We start from the raw sequence: 23,780 nt of genomic DNA, 5'->3' as shown, positions 1-23,780 counted from the left end.
TTCGATTACTAATACCATTCTATACAGCTTATAATGGGAATCACAAATCATTATCGTAATGACGCCTTGTCTCTTCGTTAACTTATCATTTACGTATTACACTTATATATTGTTACCGGAATTCTCAATCAAACGGCTGGTATTTATACAGCAATAGACTATAATTGATCCAAGTAACTTCATTATTTTTATATTTTGAGCTTTGGGGTGGAAGATATTAGGAGGTATGGGCTATGAGGAAACTTTCATTTCTATTGGTTATTCTTTCAATTCTCATTATCATCTCGAGTTGTATGGTTCCCAAAACCGAGGTCGAAAAACTGGTTCCACCCACAGATGCTGCAGAGAATGTGATATTTGCTATTCAGTCGTCCAGTGGGGTTTATAGTTCTGACTTGATTGTTGGGGCCGACACAGTCATTGGACGTATAGACTATTGGGTAGATAATGACGACAAGCTTCTGTACATCGAGTTCTATGCTACAGAAAATGGGTGGTTGCTGACAGAAACACGTGTGGCTACCGCACTTGCAATAGGCGATCTACCACGAAACCCGGTGACGGGAAGATTGGATCCTGATTACTATCCAAATGCTAACTACCATAATCCCGCTGCAGGCGTTTCTAAGTTCACGATTCCTCTGGATTTTGTCGGTGAAGGAACCACAAAGATTTATTTCTCGGCATATGCGGAGGCACTTCGTAATGAAAGCAAGTATTTCTCTCAGATAGGTATAACTGCCCCTTGTATATACTTCGCAGTTATTTACACTGAGCCCGTTGTAGAACTTAGGCCAATACTTCAAGTGGATGTTGAAGGCGAAGTTGATCTTTCCAGAGTAACTGATTACGACTGGGAGATAACTAAAGAGGCAAGTCCCGAGGCAATAAGCAATCTCAAGCAGGGTGATTCAGCAAGTGTGGAATATACTCTGACCGCTACCAGGCTTACCCCCGAGGCAACTGATACCTACACGCTAACAGGTATCGCTACCGTTACCAACGAAGGTTCTCTTCAGGCCGAACAGGTTGGACTTAAAGTATTTCTTTTGGGGAAGAACGGTGGCGACTGGATTGAGATGGATTATAAGACCCTTATACTTACGAGTTCAAATACGACTGTAGCTGCAAGCGACTTGATTGGAATTGGAAAGCCATTCACTTTCGTTTTCAATCCAGGTAATTATGCTACAGTCAGAATAATTGCTGAGGCAGTAGACAATTGGCCGGAATTAGTGGATGACTCTGAAGATTATCTTATTCCAATTTCCCCATCGTCACAGACCTTTATAGATGAAAGCGCTTCGATAGTCGATATGCCCAGAAATCTCGTTGAGTTCGAGAATTATGGATTCTCTGTAGATCATACAGGCACCTGGCCATGGAACGTTTCCCCCTGGATTTTGGACGACGTTACCGGTGGTACAAAGAAGTATTCAATCGTTATCACGAATGTCGATGCCCCTCTTGGGAGCTATACGTTGACAAACGATGCCACTTTGACAGAAAACGACACCTCAGAAAAGAGGGAGGATTTTGCCAGAGTTTTGATTACAACTCCAGAACCCCAGGAAGATATTCTCACTCTTGAAGCAACCGTGACAGGTTCTTTCAGATGGAGTAGGGAGATCGAGTATGACTGGGAAATTGAAAAATCTGTCACTCCTGAAACAATTTATCTTGATATTGAGGAAGATGAAGATGTAACATATTCAGTTAATGCAACAAGGACTTTGACGGACAATTCAACTGACACATTCTTCTATAAAGGTGAAGTTGAAGTAGGCAATTCTCTTATTTCTAATCTCACAGCTTCTGGGGTATCACTTACCATAACCTTACTGGAGTCCAGTGACGGCGGAACGTTTGTCGTTGCTCAAACCAGCACCCAACCAATTGTTGACCTTGCCCCAGGAGACGTAGTTACGAAAACCTTTGATTTCTCGAGCTACGCTTTTAAGAATGGTTACTACTACAGGGTGAAAGCAGAAGTCCTCTCCGGCGCTGTATCCAAGTCCAATACGGGAGCTCTTGCCGGTCCGATCTCGCCCACAAGCCTAATCGAGTTCGACAAGACTGCCACTGTGAACGATGCATACATGGTACCGGTGGGATTTGACGTCACTCCCGACTCCGATTATGTATGGCCATGGCTGCTTTCAGAGACACCGGTGGCAACTACCTATACGTTTAATATTATGAATATGGATAAAGAGAACGGAGAGTACAAAGTTCCAAATACTGTGACTCTCGTTGAAGATGATACAAAGCAAGAAAGAAGCGATGATGCCACTGTGACGATCCTCGTTCCAGGCTTGAACGTCACAGTAGATTCAACGATAACCTGGGTCAAGACTCTCGAGTACGATTGGAATATTGAGAAGGAGGCAACTCCAACTTTAATCACACTAGGCATAGGCGAGGAGTCTTCCATCCAATACACAATAGAAACTGAAAGGACTACAGGCGATGCAACTTACACTTACACGATTTCCGGTACAGTTACTGTTGAAAACACAGGAGATATTGATCTTACCAATATCTCAGGTTCAGTCTCTCTGGATGGTTATCCGAGTAAGTCAAATAACTTTGGTCCGTTTTCCCTTACAATAGGAGCGAATCAAGATTTAATGTTCTCCTTCGCTGTCGAGAGCACCACTCCAATTTCCGGATTCACGATAAGTGCGAATGCTGATTCAGATGAAACTGGGCCTGACTCGGACAGTGATACCCAGACATCTCCTGAGGACCCTGAAGAAGTGGTGGAGATAGATGAGACAGCCGATCTTGAAGACTTAATAACCAGTGTACCGGCAGGCTTCTCTATAAATCCTTCCACACTCGACAGAAGCTGGCCCGATCTGTCCGATTCGGCTACAAAGACTTACTCATTGGTTTTGAAGAATGAAAGTGCTCTGCCTTCGGGTAGTCCTTACTTCTTGACTAACACAGCTACAGTTACCGAAGACGACACAGGCGAATACTCTTCCGATAATGCGGAAGTAAAGATTCTTGTTCCTTCTCCAGGACTCAACGCTATAGTAGACGCAGAAGTGAGCAGAGAAGACAAGGTTGAGTATGACTGGACTATAGACAAGAGCGCCAGTCCGACCGAGGTCACTCTGGGTTTGGGTGAAGAAGCTCCTATAGATTACACGATAGAAGTAACCAGAGAACCATGGGAAACCGTAGATAGCACCTACACTATAACTGTGGATGCCAAGGTCAAGAACACTGGCCCAGGCTCCGCTCTCGGTGTAAAGATAGTACTCAAGATAACTGAGGCCGCTACTGAAGTTACTCTTGAAGACGGTATTACTATGGCCGTAGGCGAGGAAAAGACTTACACCAAGACTTTCACAACGAAGACTTACAGTCCTAGTTACACCGCCGTTCTCTCGGTGACTTCCAGTAATGCTGGCAGTCCTTCAGCTAGCGATACTGCAGACACTCCATCTGATCCGAACATCGTCGAGTATGTGGATGAAACAGCCGATCTTGAAGACTTAATTACTAATGTACCGGCTGGATTCTCCATCACTCCTTCCACTCTCAACAGAGACTGGCCGCTGACCGATTCGGCTACAAAGACTTACTCCTTGACACTGAAGAATGACGAAGCCTTGCCAACCGGCAGTCCATATTACTTAACCAATACTGCTACCGTTACCGAAGACGATACAGGAGAAAAGGATACTTACGATGAAACAGTGACGATCAATGTGCCTGAAGACAAAGATCTAGAGATAGCGAACGAACACGAGATGAAATGGGATCAGATGAAGGATTACAGCTGGGAAATTGAAAAGAGCGCAGTACCTGAAAGTATAGAACTGAATGAAGGAGAAGACGGTACCTTCGCCTATACCCTTCTGGCAACCAGGACCCTGCATGAGACGAATATAGCAACTCTGACTGGCCTTGCCACTGTTACTAACACGGGTAATGTGGCTCTCACGGGCATAGATGTTGAGATAGTCCTTAAAGATGCAGACGGTGTGGAGATAGATACTTTCACCGACACAATAGCTACTCTGGCAATCGGAGTGGAAAAGGGATTCCCTTACTCATTCACATTTGATCCTAGCTTGAGCAATCCACCCTTCAAGGTGTTTGCAAAGGCAACTACCGGAGCAGTTTCAGATGATCTTGAGACGGATCAGCCTTTGCCACTTCCAAATTTCACAGAGTATGATGAAGACGCATTTGTGAAGGATACCTTTATTTCATTCACTGTGCCTGGAATTGAGATCGAAGGAAATATCTATCGTGATTGGTTCAACATAATAGAAAGTGCAAACTGGAATTCTCTCGCTAACAGCTGGAGTGTAAGCTACAGCGTTACAGCTACCAACACGGGAGCTGCCCCTGATGAATACCCTCTCGATAACACGGTAGATATCTACGGAGAGGATTCTGAAGAAATACTCGATAGTGATAATGAAAAAGTCCTCATTATTGTTCCTCCAGACAACGACCTGGAAATAGAGAACGAACATGATATGGAATGGGATAAGACGAAGGAGTACAGCTGGATAATAGATAAGAGTGTTACCCCGCAGAGTCTGACTCTGGATACGGGCGAATCCGGTACCTTCAATTACACCCTAGTGGCTACCAGGTCGGTTGAGGAGACAAACATCGCAACTCTTACCGGTGTGGCAACTATTTCCAATACCGGCAATACTACACTCACCAATATAGTTGTAACGATAATTCTTAAGGATGCCATCGGAAGTACAATCAAGAGTTATAATACGATAATCATTTCTCTCGCACCTGGGAACGAACAGACTATTCCATACTCCTTTAAGGGGTTCAATCCCGGCGCCTTCGTTGCTCCTTTCAAGGTTGTAGCAAATGCAGTAGACGGTGCCTCCGATACTCTTGAAACAACTCAAACAGTACCATCTCCTGTTGTAACCGAGATAGACGAGAACGCATATGTACAGGATACTTTTGATCCATTCTCGGTTGCCGGACTTACTCTTCTGGGCAACCAGTACAGAGATTGGCAAGTGACGACTGCTAGCTGGACTCAGTCCTACTCTGTCTCAGTAGCCAATTCGGGCGCTGCCCCAGGTCAATACTATCTACACAACACAGCCGATATCTTTGGTAAAGATACGGATACAAAATATGATACTGACGATGAAACAGTGACAATCAACGTGCCTGAAGACAAAGATCTAGAGATAGCGAACGAACATGATATGGAATGGGATCAGATGAAGGAGTACAGCTGGGAAATTGAAAAGAGCGCAGTACCTGAAAGTGTAGAACTGAATGAAGGAGAAGACGGAACCTTCGCCTATACCCTTCTGGCAACCAGGACCCTGGAAGAGACGAATATCGCAACTCTGACAGGCCTTGCCACTGTTACTAACACGGGTAATGTGGCTCTCACGGGCATAAATGTTGAGATAGTTCTTAAAGATGCGGACGGTGTGGAGATAGGCACTTTCACCGACACAATAGCTACTCTGGCAATTGGAGCAGAGAAGGGATTCCCCTATTCTTTCACATTTGATCCTACCTCATACAAGGCACCGTTCAAGGTATTTGCAAAGGCAACTGACGGAGCTTCAGATGATCTTGAGACGGATCAGTCTTTGCCGATTCCAAATGTCACAAAGTATGATGAAGATGCATTTGTAAAGGATACCTTCCTTTCATTCACTGTGTCTGGAATTGAGATCGAAGGAAACATCTATCGTGATTGGTTCAACATAATAGAAAGTGCAGACTGGAATTCTCTCACTAACAGCTGGAGTGTAAACTACAGCGTGACAGCTACCAACACGGGAGCTGCACCTGATGAATACCCTCTTGATAACACGGTAGATATCTACGGTGAGGATTCTGAAGAAATACACGATAGTGATGAAGAAAGCGTTCTCATTATTGTTCCTCCAGACAACGACCTGGAAATAGAGAACGAACATGATATGGAATGGGATAAGACGAAGGAGTACAGCTGGATAATAGATAAGAGTGTTACCCCGCAGAGTCTGACTCTGGATACGGGCGAATCCGGTACCTTCAATTACACCCTAGTGGCTACCAGGTCGGTTGAGGAGACAAACATCGCAACTCTTACCGGTGTGGCAACTATTTCCAATACCGGTAATACTACACTCACCAATATCTCAGTAGTTATTACTCTTAAGGATGCTAATGGAACTACCATTGGCAGCTATAGCACATCAATTCCGTCTCTGACTCCTGGTAGTGAACAGGCTATTCCATACTCTTTTGAAGGGTTCGATCCAAGTTCATTCACTCCCAATTTCAAGGTCTTAGTTGAAGCTACGGATGGTGCTTCCGATACTCTTGAAACAACTCAGATTGTTCCATCTCCTCATTTAACCGAGATAGATAAGAACGCATATGTACAGGATACTTTTGATCCATTCTCAGTTGCAGGACTTACTCTTCTGGGCAACGAGTACAGAGAGTGGTCTGTGACGACTGCTAGCTGGACTCAGTCCTACTCTGTCTCAGTGGCCAATTCAGGCGCTGCTCCAGGTCAATACTATCTACACAACACAGCCGATATCTTTGGTAAAGATACGGATACAAAATATGATACTGACGACGAGACTGTGACTATAATCGTTCCAGATACAGTCACACTAGAAGCTGAAGTTGAAGCTGAATTCTTCTGGAATAGAAGCAAGCTATATTCATGGGAGATAGACAAGGAAGTTAATCCAAGTTCTATAACCTACGACGTGGATGAATTCGAAAAGGAAATCAACTACACAATAACGGCAACGAGGACACTTGAATCAGATGTTAGTGAGCACTCTTATCAAGGGGCCGTAACGGTTACTAATAGCGGCCTGAGTGAAGCTCAGAATGTGAAACTGCTCATAGAACTTCAATACTACAATGGCACTAACTGGATCACTATTGAGACGCTTCCACAAGTCTCTCTCGGGAATCTGGCATCTGGATCGTCTACCGTTCACAACTTCGGACCTTCAGTCTTCACTCCGGTTGATGTTTCCGCGGAACACAAGATAACAGTGGTAGCTTCGGCCGATGCACCAGCAAACACCGCCGATGATTTCTACAGTTCGATGCTCCAGATCACATCGAGTGAGTCAACAAATGCCACAGCAACTCTGGACGATGAATTCACGTATATTCCTGACGGATTCCAGATAGTCGGGACAGATCCCGACCCACTTCCCTTCCCTAAGGAGCTAACTGATTCAGCGGTCGTTCAATTCTCAATCACGTTGAGAAAGTTCTCATTCGACGGAGTAGGCGGAATCACTTATGAAATGGGCGCGGATGCCTACATAAGTGCAACAGTCTCAGGTTACATGGAAGGAACATATCCTGGCTGGTGTACCCAAGTAAATGTTTCTGGAATTAGTGGTCCATACACAATACTGGACATTTATGAGGGTGGCGCGCCAAGTACACAGATGGCCAAGATCAACTACATTCTCAACAGGTTCAGAGACGGCGATTATCCTGGAGTTGATTACAGGCACATTCAGCTTGCTATCTGGGCGATAATGGAAGGTTCTCTCAACTGGAGCTCATGGAGGACTATGTTCAGTCCTGATGTACCTGATGGAGACAGACCAATAGTTCAAGCAATTATTGACACTGCTGAAGACGACTTCCTTCCAGGCTGTGGTGATGTGATTCTCATAAGTGCATTGAGTTCAAACAAGCAGAACCTGATACTGGAAGCAGTATTGTCTTGCGAAGTGCAGGAGTTCACACTTGAGAACACGGCAACTCTTGTAACCGAGACTGATGAACTCTGGGACGATGCGGTAGTTTACATTATGCTGACTCCAACAGATCCTGAGACTTGGGGCGAGGAAACAGCTTGGGGAGGCAATTATACAGGTGGAGGGTCTTCTTGGTGGTACTATTTCGATGCAGATGGACCTTCAACTCAAGCAATCTATGCCGGCGATAACCTAGTTTCTGGAGCTTCAGTTATCTATAGCGATAATAGCAATACTCTCAAGATAGTACTTGGACCTAATATGCGTTTGCAAGCTGGTTCTGAAACGGTGAAGATCTCCGGTTATGATGAGGGAGAACTCCCAGACTCAAGACCCAGCATGGGAACTACCAACATCTATAAGGGGACAGAACTGATGATCTACAATGTTCCAGACTATCGTTACTATGCTATTCACATGGATGTTGAAGTAAGAGATTAGTTCAGTTCAGTATGGCACTTCAAAGGAAACCCAATACGCATTGATCAAAAAAAGGCTCTCTTAGAGGGCCTTTTTTCTGTTCTGTCCTATCGACCTTGTTTACCCAGTTATTCCGGCATACTGTATCGTGGATCCCTGGTCACCTGGTTCCGTATATGAATCAGATATGCTCTTGAAGATCGCAGATCCTCCTCTTAGCTCTTTTGACGAGCCCGTGTAAAGCCTCTCGATTATTCCGTCGAAGTCAGAGTCTCCGTTGAAACCGTAGGGGCCTGCTGAATTCTTGAGATGAAGTGCAAGTCTGAAATCAGTCATGATCTCTCCCAGTGTTTTCGCAATTCCATATTTGGCAAAAGCATTTGTGATAGCTGCCGAATTGTTATTCTTGTCAAGAAGCATGTCTTTGTACACGCTTTCCGTTCCCACCTGAGCTCGTATGTACTGCAGGAAGAGATAAGATAGTGCGTAGTTAGATAATGTGTCGTTGTTATCACCCCAGTAAACCAGTGAGTGACCGTTCTGAATATTTGTCGAGGAGTTGTAGTAGGAGATCCTTCTCGTGAGAACCCCGCTATACAGGTGTTCAGCTGCCATCGAGAGTCCTTCATTTATCCAGGAAGGCATTGGGTCTCCGCCTTCTACCAGGTAATTCCTGTTGAAATTCACCATGTGTTGGAATTCATGAGCAAGAGTCGAATATGCCCTTGATACATCTACAGGTTTGTCCTTTGGATAGTACATGGTTGGATAGGTATCTATGTAGAAGATCTCTGACTTATTGGAGTTACTGATGTTGAAGAGATCACCAGAGGAGAAGTAACCGCCAACATATGCTCCCGTTGTTGCGAAGTTGTCCTGGATGTCAAAACAGAGAATCTGGACTCTTCCGTTTCCGTCTACATCGGAAGGTGTGTAAAAGTATTCAGCTACGAGGGGATAGATTGCATCATCAAATTCGCTTCCAAGCTCTGAGGCTTTCGCTGCTGTTATCAACTCGGTGTTCTCTACCCAGACCTCCGAATGCTGCCCGGCATACTGAAGCGTAGCCGTCAGTTGGTAATACTTGTTAGTCGCGAAATCCAGTACCCAGAATTCTCTTGTATCACCTATGCTGGATAACTCAAATGTATCTCCCGGAACTGCAATGTTTTCGGGGAAGGCATCGTATGGAAGCGGAATCTCGGGATTGACCATGAAGGCTTCCATCTCAAGACTATCGGAGTGGGTGAATGAAGTTGGAAGGAAGTCCTCCGATAGCGTCCCGGTAAATGCCCTGCTAGTCCCGCTATCACTCTCGTTACTGACCAATAAGACTTCTCCGCTGTAAACGGGTCCCACCTTGTCGACTCCATCCACTGGAAGGGGATTCTTCGTCGAGAAGCTCCATACAGGGCTTTCAGAAGTAGCTCCCTTGCTGTCTTTTGCGACGATCTTCCAGTAGTATGTGACCCCTTCACTTAAGTTCGCAGACTGCCAGTTATTGGCTAGGATATCTGATGCAACTTTTTCCAGACTTGAAGAAGTACCAAAATACACGTCAAAGACCAGAGCATCGCCGTCTGAATCTGAACAAGTCCAGGAAAGCTCTATGGATAACTCCTGATCGACAGAACCACTTGCGGGAGATGGTGTGCCGGGAACGGCTGGTGGATTGTTCTGCTCTGTCACTGTCATGGTAAATCCATCCGTTGCATATCCGCCTCTGCCGTCGCTAACCTCTATTGTGATCTCGTAGGTACCCGCATCCAGTTCACTCGTGTCAACTGAATAGGTTCCGCCTGAAATACTTCCAGGACCCGATAAAAGCGAGTAAGAGAGCGTATCACCATCCACATCTGCCGAATGTTCGCTTAGCAGCAACTCCAAAACTCCGCCCTCGGAAACCTCTCGATCTTCAAGTGAAATCGTTGGAAGTGAATTGTAAACTGCTTCTATTGCGGTCGGCTTATCAACGATGAACTCTATAGTTGAGCTCTCTCCGGCCTTCACTCCGTTGACCGACCAGTAAAGGAAGTTGTAACCTTTCGCTTCTACTGCATTCAATATAACTGTCTCACCATCTGGATACCATCCTGCGCCACCAATCTGAACTATACCGGAGGGTTGCGCCACTGTCTCGAGTTTGAATTCTTCGTCGAAAGCTGCAGTGAAAGATAGATTGGAGTTTAGCTCTATTGTTCTCGTAGTTAAATTACTTCCGTCATTCCAACCGGAGAAGACATATCTGACATCGTTGCCAACAATCTGTGTTGAAATGTCCTTCTCTTGAGGAGTAATCGTGGATATTGAGTGTGAGGACCCTTCTGCAGCAGTGATCTGGCACGGTGAAATCATTTGATTGTTGTCAATCTTGACAAGCAGTCCTTCAGGGGTAGTGGAAACAGTCAGAGTCTTGTTGCTAACAACTGTTTCTTCGTAGACTGCAACAATCTTCTTCGGAGAATCAACGGTTATAGATAAGGGATTTCCGACTGCATTTGCTCCATCAACACTCCAGGAAACAAATCTGTATCCTGAAACCTCTGGCGCGGTTATATTAAGCGAATAGCCCTTCCTGTACCAACCAGTTCCTCCGATTTGAGAGATTTCCGATGACACCTCCACTAGATACTCCGTATTTGCAATGGCTTCAAGTCTGGTATCTTCGATTAATTCAACAGTTCTGGTATTTTCAGCCCATCCATCGGCCCATTTTGAGAAGAGAAATCTTGTATCGTTTCCCGATACCTGTTCATCTTCATCCTTCTCCTGTGAAGCCGGGAAAGAAACCTCGACGGAGGTTCCACTTCCGAAGACGAAGCTCTTCGGAGCTGAATACAACTCATTGTTGAGGCTAAACACCAAACCCTCAGGATTTGACACTATCTCAAGAGTAGATTGTTCCTTGCTTTTGTAGACCGCTACGACCTTCATAGGTTTCTCAACTACTAAATCAAGATTCTCTCCGTCTACGCGCTCTCCGTTAACTTCCCAATGCGAGAAAGTATAATCGCTTAAATCACTTGACTCATAAGAAAATAAAGAGCCTTTAGGCTTCCAGCCTGCGCCTGTTATTTCATTCAGTCCCTCAGGAAGGGTAGACGTCTCAACAAGGTACTCTACTTCCATATTCGCGGAAATTGATTTATCCGAATCCATCAGTATTGTTACCTGATTGGAAGTAATCGAATCACTCCACTCGCTGAATGTATAACGAGCGTCGCCTCCTGAGACAAAATTCGATTCATCCCTTATCTGTGTAATTGGAATCTCAACACTCACCGAGCTACCATGTGTGGCCGAAACAGAAGCAGGAGAAATCTTTTCTTCTCCACCGATCTTTACCTCAAGTCCAGAAGGATCTGTATTAACGGAAAGGACATAGCCGATGACTTCATAATGGGCGATGATACTCTTCGGAGAATCAATAATCAGTGAAATACTGTTTCCATCCAGACGCTCTCCGTTCACTTCCCAATGAGAGAATGCATAACCGACTGAATCACTTGACTCATAAGAAAAAGAAGAACCTTTGACTTTCCAGCCACTTCCAGGAATCTCTGCAACTCCTTCAGGGAAGGTTGAGGTTTCAACAAGGTATTCCGTTTCTGTAATCACTTTCAATGAGAGGTCGCTGTCCACAGTTAACGACCTGGGATTGTCTGTTTCGAAATCGCTCCACCTTTCAAAACCATAGCGAGTATCTGCTCCTGCCACTAAATCACTTAGGTCTTTTTCTTGCAGGGGAAATCCCAGAGAATATAAAGTACCGCTTTCCGATTCAGTAATGTAGGGTGTAGATACTTCATCGCCCTCCACCGTAATACTTAGTCCAGCCGGTTCTGTCTCAACCTTAAGCGTAATTATCGACTTCAGTTCATAAACCGCTTCGATCTTCGTCGGTCCCTCAAGTTTCAACGACAATTCTCGATCAAGCACCGTTGTCTCATTGACTTTCCATTTGGAAAAGCTGTACTCCCCAATCTCGGCTGGAGCGACAAATGTAAGCAGCGAACCGTTTTCATAGAACCCGCTTCCGTCGATCTCTACGAGGTTCTTTGGATCAGTAGTTACGGAGACTCTCACATTGGTCTTTGTCTTAACGGCTAGTTTCTTGTTGGAATCGGCAGTAATGACTCTCGGATTTGCGATAGATCCATCTGCCCAGCTATCAAACAGCTGAATGGAGTCGACTTCATCTGAAGGTTCTTCATCTATCACCTTAACAATTACCGTCTCTTCAGGTCTGAGGTTTAGAACAAGCGGAGTCTTTTGAAGATCCGAGACCTCGAAATCTGCCTGCTCGATATCTTTCAGCAGAGCAACAGAAATCGGATTGGGTTCTGAAACAACCTCAACGGTAAACATCTGAACCCTGGGCACGCAGCTGCTGAATATCAAGGCTATGGAAAATAAAACGCTTATTAGAATCGTATTCCTGTATCTTCTCATAAAGTTCTCCTCCGAACCGGTGGTGGATTAACCGGGTGTACAGGTCTATTATATACGATTCATACATAAGTATTACTACATCGATCTATACATAAGATATAATCAAGTGACCCACTTCTCAATTGACATAGTACAGCTCTTTTTAACTGCCTTATGTCTATATGCACCTCATTAGAGGAAGGACAATTGCGATAGTCTATCGAGAATACGTACGAATGATTTTTTACTCGCGCACAATTTGCGTGATATACGAATTCTTTACGCTGCCTTAATGAAGACATAACACGAATAATTTGTCTGTCCTGTGGTTTCATTTTGCTCTGAAAAACACACAAAGTGCAGACAATCCGAAGAGAAACAACTGCGAATTTCACATCGGACTATTGATTACTCTTATGTCTAAACACAGAGATGTCCGAGAATTATGGTAGTGCTGAGATTCGAGAAGTGATCGTGCTTCGAAGAACTAGCATTCCAGGAGCGATTCGAAAGATTTTCGGCAAAGATTGTGAGGTGTTGATTGAATCGATTATTCTCGAAGATTTGAAGCTCTTCATTGTGCGAATAGTTTCTGCAAGAGACCGCTAGAACCAACGAACAACATGATTCTAGTGCCGAGTCATCTAACTTTCTGAACTCGCAGCCTAATGAGAAGAATTTAGAGCATCAAAAAGCAATAATGCGGGGACTACTTCACAATATTATGAGGAAAGAACTGACAAGAGTGTATTTCTATCACGGTGCAACTGTCCTCTCTCCGGTCCAAGTGCCAACTTTTTTCGTAAGATTATCAAGGAATATCTCGCCATCCTCGACAGAGATTTCGCTCTCGAATTCCTTGACATGTCCTACGAAATAGACTGTCCTTTCCTGACCGCCATACGTAACCGTAGCATGCATTACAAGATAGTTTTCGGGTCTTTCGGAGACTGTTCCTTCTACAGGCGCACTGAGGACAAAGTACCATCCGGTACCGCTGAAAGTGCTGCCATCCTGTTTTGTAATGTATAGAGTCCCACTTCCTGTCAGATCAGTCTCGCCGTACACTACTCTACCGTTGAGTGACCAAGTACCTGCGATCTCAACAAAGCCTGCCGGATTGGACTTGAAAATGCACCCCGACAGCAGAAACACAATTCCTACAACCAATAACAGAAGTATTCGCTTCAAAATCTCCACCTTCTCTTGCAAAGTCTCATTGTTTGCTTCCAGACCATGTGCCGACTTTTCTTTCGGGATTCAGAAGATAGATATCCCCTGAAGGCACTTCGGCATACAGCGCATCGCCGACGGTTCTTAGCGCACCTCTCAACCGAACATCGTATGTACTGCCTGAACCTGTGGGATCTTCAACTGTTGCGTCAATTGTCATAATAAGATTATCGAAATCAAAGCTGACATTGTTAATAGTTGTGGTCATCTCTGAATGAAGTGGATTTCCACTTTCATCTTCATAATCAGCCTCAAAATACATCGTCACATTTCCAACCAAGTTGAAATTTGAAGACTGAATAGTTGCGGTACCTTCTCCAGTTGCATCGACCTGTCCGAATGAAGAACTTTCATAGTCAATTGCTCCGGTGAATGTCCAAGTTCCAAGATATGGATTGGCGAATCCGTAGTTGTTGGCGAATACGATGAAATCCGGACCATCTATCTTTCCGTCTGGAACTCCTTCCTGAGAATAAATCTTCGCCCATATTCCTGAAAATGCTTTGCCCGCTGGGTTTTCCAATGAACTCATATCATAAATTGAGTCATAACCTGGAGAACCAACGGCATTTCCATAACTCTGAGCAAATGGTATGAAATCGAATCCCTCGACCTGACCATCTCCTGTGAAATCACCAAGCAGTTCTGGTTCAGTCCCGTTTGATTCATGGTAGGTATCGCAGATATTCCATATCTTAATCGAAGTAATCAGGCTCTTTTCTGTAAGTCCTTCAATCCTTAATATCTCTTCACCTTGGTTAATCGTTGACCCCCTTGCAAGCGCAATAAGAGTACTCTCATCAATGTGTTTGACTATCTTCAGATAGTCATCAGGTACAAGTAGTGCTGAGAAATCTATCGTCTCGTCAATTAGCAACTCAATCGCACCAGCTTCAGATTTTAGTATGAAAACCATGTCGTTGCCATCTAACCTTGTTTCCAAACCGTTCTCTTCATAAAGCTTGATGTAGCAACCGGAAAGTAAGATCGCCATGAGAAGTACAAAAACAAAACTTCTGAATGTTTTCATGGTCGCACGCCCCCATTAATGAATTCCTCAGAATCAGTTTTCATTTATTGTTATTACACCTTTCGTAAGCTCGAGTTCAGGATAAGTCTTCTTCAAGCCTCCCGCAGTGATGCAGTTTGTCTCAAAAAACACGCCACCCTCACTCTCGTAGGTTGTGAATTCGATTTCGCTAGAGCCTATTTTCTTCGGCAAAAGATACATACGAACTAACTCTTTCTCTTCGCTTATGTCGGTTGATGCGCCTGATATAGCTATGTGGGCTATTCCGGGCGAGGGGTTTTTTTCAATGGTTATCCAACCGGCAATTCTGCAACTACTACCTTCCCAGCTGAGGACATTAGGGTCATACTCAATTACAACTTCAATCAGATTTACTGCCCCAAGCCCAACTCCGTTTATTTTTACGTGGCCCTCTTCATCAACTACAAAATTGGCGTCAGCAATCGATATTTCGCCTGCGTCAGCGACAAAAACCGCTTCGAAGCTGACGTTACTAGTGATATTGAAAGAGTATGGGTTCTGGTCTGTAAGGAAAACACCATCGCTTTTCCAATACAAGAAACGATAGCCCTCGGAGTGAATTGCATTCAATGTAACCGTCTCGCCTTTCTTGTAGCTTCCGTCTCCTGTAACATTGCCCCCACCAGCCGGTGTTATCTGTACTGCGACCTGAAATGTTGGCTTTATACACCCAGTCAATGAGATAATTGAGATGAAAAATGCTGAAATCAGGCAGATCTTGATAGCTCGCTTCACAATTATCGCCTCTCAAAAGTTAGTTTGTGATGGTTATAGTCCCTTCTTGAAGAATCAGATCAGAACCGCTGAGTCTCGTTTCTTCAGTGGTGATAATATTCGTCTCAAAAAAAACGCCACCTTCTGCGGTGTAACTCGTATATGAAAGCTCGGTAGTACCAGTCTTCTTAGGTGTTAATTCAATTCGAAAAATTTCGGTTAAAGCATCTATTGTTTTCTCGGCTTCCGCGCCAGCTGCTAATACGACGTGAACAATCCCATTCCCAGGGTCTTTCCGTATTCCTTCCCAGTCCGGTAACCTAACGGTGTAGAACCATAAATCTTCAAAGTATTCAGGATCATACTGAATAACCACTTCAATGAGATTGACATCTCCAAGATTCTGAGCCCTAACACTTATCGGGAGTGGGTCATCTATCTGCATGATTCGATTCACTACTTCAATCATAGGTTTTTTCACCAGAGTTAAATTTACAGTTTTACTAGAATCAACAACGATACTCCCCGAGACGTCGCCATAGCCATCTTTACTCACTGCATACTGCTTTTCGCCAGCTGTTACACCAGTGAATATGGCTTTACCCTGACTATCTGTCGTCTTTGTCTCACTATTGAAAGTTACACTTGCTCCCGGAAGAGCTCCTTCCGAATCGCTCACGCTGAACGTTACAGTGTATGTTATCTCGCTGAAATTCGCTGTAACCGTCTTATTCTCATTCATTATTATGTTTACCGGATTGGTCGATCCTGTAAGATCGCCGCTCCATGAATCGAAGTTCCAGCCAGAGTCCGGATTAGCAGTCAGTTGAACAACTTCACCATGTGTGTAGGTTGCCTTGTCGGGATTCTTTGTTACCGTTCCCTGCCCAACGGTGCTCACTGAAAGAGTGTAAGTCTTCTTCACCATAGTGATATCGACACTCTCGTCACTATCTACGTCAACTGTTCCAGCTTCATTGTTGTAGCCTTCTTTGCTGACAGTGTATGCTTTGCTGCCAGTGACAACGCCGGTGAAAACGGCCTTCCCCTGAACATCCGTAACCTTAATTTCTCCGTTAAAGGATACCTCTGCCCCCTGCAAAACTCCCTCAGAGTCGACAACGTTGAATGTAACGGAGTAGACCCTGACGAAATTGGCAACCAGATTTCTGTTGGAGGTGATGTTGAAAGTATAGGTAGAGTTATCACTCACGACCACTCCGCCTTCAGTCCAGTTGACAAATCTGTATCCTTCATTTGCGGTCGCCTGACAACTTACTTGAGCACCATGATTATATGTTCCGCCTCCATTAACACTGCCCCCTTCCGCGGGGTTTGAAGAGACGCTTACCGTGTAAGTCTTTATCTTAAAGGTTGCAGCAATTGTATGATCGCTTGTCACGTTGCTAAATGTATATGAACCAATAGCTCCCTCAGTAGCTCCGTCGACCTTTACGTCTTGTATATCATAGCCTGTATTGGCACTTATGCTGAAGCTCTGATTCGATCCATGATTGACCTTCACTTGTCCCGAAGGGCTTATGGTACCTCCGGTTCCTGCAGAAGCGGTAATCGTGTACTGTACTATAGAGAAGTTCGCAGTCACCGTTTTGTCAGAATTCATTGTGATGCTCTCCGGATTGGCCGAGCCGGCAAGATCTCCACTCCAACCCGTGAAATTCCAGTTATCCGCAGGATTGGCGGTGAGCTGCACGACTTCTCCGTGAGTGTATGTCGCCTTGTCGGGAATCTTGGTGACTGTCCCCTCACCGACAGTATTCACTGTGAGGGTGTATGTTTTCTTGGTAAGTGTTACGTCCACGCTCTCATCGCTATCGACGTTGACATTTCCAGTTGAGTTGTTGTATCCTTCCTTGCTGACCGTGTAAGACCTACTTCCCGAAAGCACCCCCGTGAAAACAGCCTTCCCCTGGGCGTCTGTGGCCTTTGTGTCGCCATTGAAAGTGACGTTCGCTCCTTGCAAGGCTCCAGATGAATCACTCACGTTGAAGGTAACTGTGTATGTATCGGGAGGCAAGGTCGTGAAACTAACAGTTATCGTATGATTTGAAGTTACATTGTTAAAGGTGTAAGTAGCTCTTGGCCCAACGGATTCTCCGTCTACAAGAACATCCTCCACACTGTAGCCCTCTGAAGGATTCATAGTGAATGTCTTGCTCGATCCGTGCTCAACAGAAACACTTCCCGAAGGATCGATGCTTCCACCAGTCCCCGCACTCGCCGTTATAGTATAAATCTTCTTAGTTAGCGTGACATTGACGTTCTCGTCGCTATCAACGTTAACGGTTCCAGTTGAGTTATTGTAGCCTGTCTTGCTCACAGTATAATCCTTGTTCCCCGCCAACACACCAGCGAACACGGCTTCGCCATCAACGTCTGTGGACTTCATCTCGCCATTGAAAGTGACGTTCGCTCCTTGCACGGCTCCAGATGAATCACTCACGTTGAAGGTAGCTGTGTACGTATCGGGAGGCAAGGTCGTGAAACTAACAGTTATCGTATGATTTGAAGTTACATTGTTAAAGGTGTAAGTAGCTCTTGGCCCAACGGATTCTCCGTCTACAAGAACATCCTCCACACTGTAGCCCTCTGAAGGATTCATAGTGAATGTCTTGCTCGATCCGTGCTCAACAGAAACACTTCCCGAAGGATCGATGCTTCCTCCGGTACCGGCTGTTGCAGTTATAATGTAGGTCTTCTTTTCGAGGGTGATGTCTACTGTCTTGTCTTCATCCACATTAATGCTTCCGGTAGCTTCGTTGTAGCCTGTCTTGCTCACAGTATAATCCTTGTTCCCCGCCAACACACCAGCGAACACGGCTTCACCATCCACGTCTGTGGCCTTTATCTCGCCATTGAAAGTAACGTTCGCTCCTTGGAGAGCTCCAGAAGAATCGCTAACTGAAAAAGTTACGGAAAACGATTCTACCCCGACAACCTGAACGCTGACTTTCTTCAAAGCGCTCTTGTATTTGTCCTTGGTCGCCTCAATTGTAATCTCTGCCTCTCCGGCAGAGACACCTGTCACCAGACCAGAAGTTGAGACTGTCGCTACCGATTCGTTGTTGGAAGAGAACTTCAAGGCAGCATCATCGGGTTTCACATTAACTTGTATCTGCTCCGACTCACCGATTCCAATTGACAGCTCAGAATTTTCTATTGACAGAGTTACGTTTCGAAAAAGAAAGCAACCTTGGGTTGAGAAAAGCACAAGAACAAGCAAAATAGCCACTAAAACTGATGAAGTCTTTTTCACAGAAATCTACTCCTTGAAGGAAATATGTAATTTTAGAATACCTGCTATTAAGATATTTTACCATGTTGTCATCTTATTCAACAAAGTGAGATGACTCCACTGGCAGTGCTTTAGTTCGGGTTATTGATGTGGTGCAGGACTTCCCTGATCTTCTCTACGTGAACTCCCCAGCCGGCGTTGAGGAATTGATTTTCCTCGATTTCCTCTCTGCCTTTTTTTACCTTTGGGCTGAAGCCCAGCGGCAGGTGTACGGTCCGGCTTTGAATTCCCCAAACTCTCCCTTTCGTATCGAGGATAGGGCCGCCACTCTGTCCCAGCAAACCTGGTGATGAAGTCTCGATAAACTTTGTGGTCTTCTTTGCTCCCTTGAAAGCGGAAGCGGAGACAGTTCTCGTATAGATCCCTTCTATAGGATAGAGGTGCGGAAGACTATTTCCATCCATCATGAATCTTGACTTCTTCTCGTCAAAAGAAGCGCGTATTCTCGAGAAGGGGTAGCCAATCCTGCAAAGACTGCTCCCTATTTTTAGCTCATCCACTGTCGCAAAAACGGGATACTCGAAAATCTCTTCTGGATCAAAGGGTTCAAGCCTTCCAATGATCAGATCAAATTCAGGAAAGGGCTTGATGTCTTTCAGAACCTTTCCATCTCCCCCCCACCAGAACGAATGATTCTCTATCTTCTTCTCTGGCTCAATATCCTGCTTTGCCTGCTGTTGTCTATACATGAAGTATGATTGCCAGAGGTGTGCAACGGTTATTATCCAGCCTTCTCTGTTAAGTATCATGAATGTTCCGCAAGTTGCGTTTACCTTTCCCAAACCACTTCTAGTTAGGACCACAACTGGTCTTGTGAACTGACCTGCAATTCTGAACGCTTCCGAAAACACAATGCACCTCCGTTTTATTGCTCGGGTTCTTCCTTGATATTATTAGCCTGTTCATTGTAATAAGGTCAGGAAAATTCATCCCAATAGAATGGTAACATAACGTGGTATATCGCTCTTGGCTAATGCGGTACAATTTAGCTGAGCAATGATATCGGAATAGGAGTGATTTCTTGAAAGTAGCTTTCAGAACCTTTGGTTGTCAGATGAATATCAATGATACAGAAGCAATGATGGGTGTCCTATCTGATGCAGGACATGAAATAGCCAGTAGCGAAGAAGAAGCAGATGCAGTTATCGTAAATACTTGCGCTGTTAGAGGAAAGTCTGAAGACAAGCTTTATGGAAAGCTGGGACAGCTTAAAGCCCTAAAGAAAAGGAAAGGGAATCTGCTTGTTGGAGTGTGCGGTTGCGTTGCTGAGAAAAATGCGACGGAACTGCTTACTCATAAAGAAGTTGACTTCGTTTTCGGGACGAGAGCGATCACGAGAGTTGACGAACTACTAAAGAGGGCGGAATTGGGAGAGAGATTTATCGAGATGGGCGATTTTATAGATGAGCTCGATTCAGATACCCCTAGAGTGAGAACCAGTTCACACCATGCATGGATCACAATCATCTTCGGTTGCGACAAATTCTGCTCTTACTGCATAGTTCCCTATACAAGAGGCAGAGAAAAGAGTAGGAACATGAACGACATCCTTTCTGAGGCAAGGGGACTTGTTGCAAAAGGCTATAAAGAAATAACCTACCTTGGACAGAATGTCGATTCATACGGTAAGGACTTGAAGGATGGATCTTCACTTGCAGATCTTATAAGAGAGACGATTAAGATAGATGGAATTGAGAGAATCTGGTTTCTCACTTCATACCCAAGAGACTTCAGCGACGAGTTGATTGACGTAATTGCGTCATCCGATAAGATATCGCGCTCAATTCACCTCCCAGTCCAATCGGGAAGCAATAGAATTCTGAAAGCAATGAACAGGGGCTATACTAGAGAATACTACCTCGATCTAATTGACCGCGTGAAAAACGGAATACCTAATGCGACTCTCAGTACAGATCTCATTATCGGTTTCCCCGGAGAGACTGAAGAAGAATATGAAGAAACAGTCTCTTTGGTAAAAGAAATTAGATTCGAGCGCATCAATCTGGCAATGTATTCACCCAGAGAAGGCACACTATCTGCCAGAAATATGGCTGATGATGTTCCACAAGAAGTGAAAACCAGAAGACTGAATGATCTTCTCGCTCTGCAAAAACACATAAACAGGGAAGAGAACGAGAAGTACCTCGATAGAATCATAGATGTAATTGGTGAAGGCAAGATCAAAGGGAATGGCAAGATCTACGGAAGGACAATGAACAACAAAATCGTCATCTACGATGCGCAGCCTGAACTGATAGGCAAATCTGTTAAGATCAGAATTGAAAGGGTTTCTGCCGGACCCTTGTATGGAGTCTTGGTCAGATAGACGTTTGAAGACGGATGGGAACGAGGTTAGAGGTCGGTGGTCAGAGGTTGGAAGAGCAAGCGAGTAAATCACCGTCGAATTGTCCTACGTTCTCAGAAAAGAACGGTTGCAAGTTCCAAGATGCAAGAAGAAGAAAGAAGACCTTTTCTAAAGGGCGATAAAGTAAGCTCGTTACTGACATTCAACAAAAGAGCGAGATTCTGAATCAAGTTCAGAATGACGCGATGTGATGTTTTCGTAAGGCCCGCCGGAGTGCTGATACAAGTTCAGCATGACAGGATGTGACGTTATTGCAATCACAAAACACTGTCATCCCGGACTTGATCCGGGATCTGGGTTCTTGAGAAATCGTGGTTGCGGGTCGCAGGTCGGTGGTAGGAAGAGCAGGGAAATTGATGTCCATTGAAAAGTTCTACGTTCTCAGAAAAGAACGGTTGCAAGTTCCAAGATGCAAGTTGCAAGAAGAAGAAAGAAGACCTTTTTCTAAAGGCGATGAAGTAAGTACGTTACTGACATTCAACAGAAGAGCGGGATTCTGAATCAAGTTCAGAATGACGGAATTAATACCGGGTCTCGGATCTGGGGTTTAGGGTCTGGCAATCGAAACGGCCCAGTACCTTCACCAATTATCAGTGCTAATGAAGACGTCATCCCGGGCTTGACCCGGGATCTGGGCTTATGAGAAACGTGATCCGTGGTAGCAGGTGGCGGGTTCGTAAGAGCAAGAGAAACTGGTTGATTGTTGAGCGGTTCTCCGTTATCCGAAAAGACTATGGGCGACTAGAAAGAAACGTCGGGATTCTGAATCAAGTTCAGAATGACTGTATGTAACGTTTTCGGAGAACCCCCCGGGATGCTGAAACAAGTTCAGCATGACAGGATGTGACGTTATTGCAATCACAAAACACTGTCATCCCGGACTTGATCCGGGATCTGGGTTTTTGAGAAATCGTGGTTGCGGGTTGCATGTCGGTGGTAGGAAGAGTGGGGAAATCAATGTCCATTGAAAAGTTCTTCCAAAAGAGAGAGCTGGATGCTGAAACAAGTTCAGCATGACGGAATTCTCGACAAAGAACCGAAAACTTGGATGCGCAGCGACCAGCGGTTTTTTGTTCTTAAGCGTGCAGCGGCTCTTTCGAAGGACGGGTATACGACCTTGGGCGAAGGACCAAGGACGGCTTTTCGCAGCGCTCAACGGATCTTTCTCTCGCAGAACGACGAACTTCTTTTATCGGAGGTCCACAAATGAAAGTACTTGGTCTCATTGTTGAATACAATCCCTTTCATAATGGCCACCTTTATCATCTTTCACAATCGAAAGAGATTGTGAAGCCGGATGTCACCGTTGCGGTAATGAGCGGTAATTTTGTTCAGCGAGGAGAGCCAGCGATTGTCGAGAAGTTTGCAAGGGCAGAAACAGCCCTAGTGCAAGGTGTAGATCTAGTTCTAGAATTGCCAGTAGTGTATTCAATACAGGACGCAGGAGGATTCGCAACTGGATCAATATGGACACTTGACCATGTGGGAGTGACAGATGTCGTTTTCGGAAGCGAGACAGACGATATAGACCTCATGAAAGCAGTGTCCGAAGTTCTGATCAAAGAACCCGAACACTATCATGATCTCTTGAAGAAACATCTAAAGACAGGTCATTCATTTCCTAATGCCCGAAAGTATGCCCTGAGGGACTTCATACATACTGAAAACTCAACTTTTTCACATCGAATAGAAGAGATAGGTTCATCCAACAACATCCTGGGTGTGGAATACTTGAGAGCGATTCAAGAGATAAAGAGTAAGATGACCCCACACTCAATAATGAGAGTCGGAGCTTCTTATACTGATGAAGAGCATCGTGGAGAGTTTTCTTCTGCTACGGCAATCAGAAGGCTGATTCAGAATGGCGATATCGAGAGCGCTTCTCAATCAATGCCAAAGGAATCCCTTGATGTGATTCTTCGGGAAATCAGATCTGGAAGAGGTCCCGTTTTCAAGGAGAATGTTGAATCCTTTTTCATTCCCTTCTTCAGACTACTATCAAGAGAAGATTATTGCAGATACTATGGATTCGCCGAAGGTCTTGACGCAAGATTTCAAGAGTGTTCCATGGAAGGAAGTCTTGAAAGGTTTCTCCGCTGCGTCAAATCTAAGCGGTTCACCTTATCTAGAATCAGGAGGCTTATGTACTATCCCGTCTTAAGATTCACCGATAATCTAATAAGAAAAAGCAACGAACTTGGTCCTCAATACATTCGAGTTTTGGCCTTCAATGAAAGAGGAAGATTCCATCTTTCGCGGATTAAGCGATCAATGAAAATTCCAGTAATAACCACTACCTCCCTTTGGAGAAAAGTGGTAGACAAATCTCTCAAAGAAGAAATCAAGATTGATGTTGACTTGTTTGAGGCACAGCTGAAGAGGGATTTCACTGCAGTCAGCTTTTACTCAAGTCTCTACAAGTATCCCGAAAGCAGAGCAAGAGGCTCTGACCTATTATCACAAGTTGTTTACCACAGACAGGAGCGGTAGCCA

General features: G+C 44.7%; 10 protein-coding genes. 4 read left to right on the top strand and 6 right to left on the bottom strand.

Annotated elements, in window-relative coordinates; all coding sequences use genetic code 11:
* Nucleotides 1–233: 233 nt before the first annotated feature.
* A complete protein-coding gene (locus tag Y697_RS00490; protein WP_121549763.1) occupies nt 234–8,198 on the top strand; it encodes an FxLYD domain-containing protein in 7,965 nt (2,654 codons plus the stop codon).
* A gap of 99 nt (nt 8,199–8,297) precedes the next feature.
* On the opposite strand, the gene Y697_RS00485 is transcribed toward Y697_RS00490, so the two are convergent.
* Complete coding sequence (locus Y697_RS00485; RefSeq protein ID WP_121549762.1) at nt 8,298–12,629, bottom strand: InlB B-repeat-containing protein; 4,332 nt, start codon at nt 12,627–12,629, stop codon at nt 8,298–8,300.
* A gap of 411 nt (nt 12,630–13,040) precedes the next feature.
* Between Y697_RS00485 and Y697_RS14530 the strand changes: the two genes are divergently transcribed.
* On the top strand, nt 13,041–13,217 hold the full coding sequence (locus Y697_RS14530; RefSeq protein ID WP_183083670.1) for a hypothetical protein: 177 nt from the start codon (nt 13,041–13,043) through the stop codon (nt 13,215–13,217).
* A 147-nt stretch (nt 13,218–13,364) separates the two neighbouring features.
* On the opposite strand, the gene Y697_RS00480 is transcribed toward Y697_RS14530, so the two are convergent.
* From Y697_RS00480 to Y697_RS00460, 5 genes are all read right to left on the bottom strand, one after another.
* On the bottom strand, nt 13,365–13,799 hold the full coding sequence (locus tag Y697_RS00480) for a membrane lipoprotein lipid attachment site-containing protein (protein ID WP_121549761.1): 435 nt from the start codon (nt 13,797–13,799) through the stop codon (nt 13,365–13,367).
* 25 nt (nt 13,800–13,824) lie between these two features.
* Nucleotides 13,825–14,871, bottom strand: coding sequence for a hypothetical protein (locus tag Y697_RS00475; protein WP_121549760.1), 1,047 nt, complete (start codon nt 14,869–14,871; stop codon nt 13,825–13,827).
* A gap of 33 nt (nt 14,872–14,904) precedes the next feature.
* A complete protein-coding gene (locus Y697_RS00470) occupies nt 14,905–15,627 on the bottom strand; it encodes an InlB B-repeat-containing protein (protein ID WP_121549759.1) in 723 nt (240 codons plus the stop codon).
* Nucleotides 15,628–15,646: 19 nt separating this feature from the next.
* Nucleotides 15,647–18,883, bottom strand: coding sequence for an InlB B-repeat-containing protein (locus Y697_RS00465; RefSeq protein WP_121549758.1), 3,237 nt, complete (start codon nt 18,881–18,883; stop codon nt 15,647–15,649).
* A 110-nt stretch (nt 18,884–18,993) separates the two neighbouring features.
* Nucleotides 18,994–19,773 (bottom strand): serine protease, encoded by a 780-nt coding sequence (locus Y697_RS00460; RefSeq protein WP_121549757.1) that lies wholly within the window; start codon nt 19,771–19,773, stop codon nt 18,994–18,996.
* A 170-nt stretch (nt 19,774–19,943) separates the two neighbouring features.
* Between Y697_RS00460 and miaB the strand changes: the two genes are divergently transcribed.
* Together miaB and Y697_RS00445 are read left to right on the top strand one after the other, a co-directional pair.
* Nucleotides 19,944–21,248 carry a tRNA (N6-isopentenyl adenosine(37)-C2)-methylthiotransferase MiaB gene (gene miaB, locus Y697_RS00455; protein WP_121549756.1) on the top strand — a complete coding sequence of 435 codons (1,305 nt, stop codon included), beginning with the start codon at nt 19,944–19,946 and terminating at the stop codon, nt 21,246–21,248.
* Between the two features lie 1,245 nt (nt 21,249–22,493).
* Nucleotides 22,494–23,777 (top strand): nucleotidyltransferase, encoded by a 1,284-nt coding sequence (locus Y697_RS00445; RefSeq protein WP_121549754.1) that lies wholly within the window; start codon nt 22,494–22,496, stop codon nt 23,775–23,777.
* Nucleotides 23,778–23,780: the final 3 nt, after the last annotated feature.

Source organism: Mesotoga sp. BH458_6_3_2_1 (assembly GCF_003664995.1).
In the GTDB taxonomy this organism is placed as follows: Bacteria; Thermotogota; Thermotogae; order Petrotogales; family Kosmotogaceae; genus Mesotoga.
This window is presented reverse-complemented; position numbering and strand designations above follow the sequence as displayed.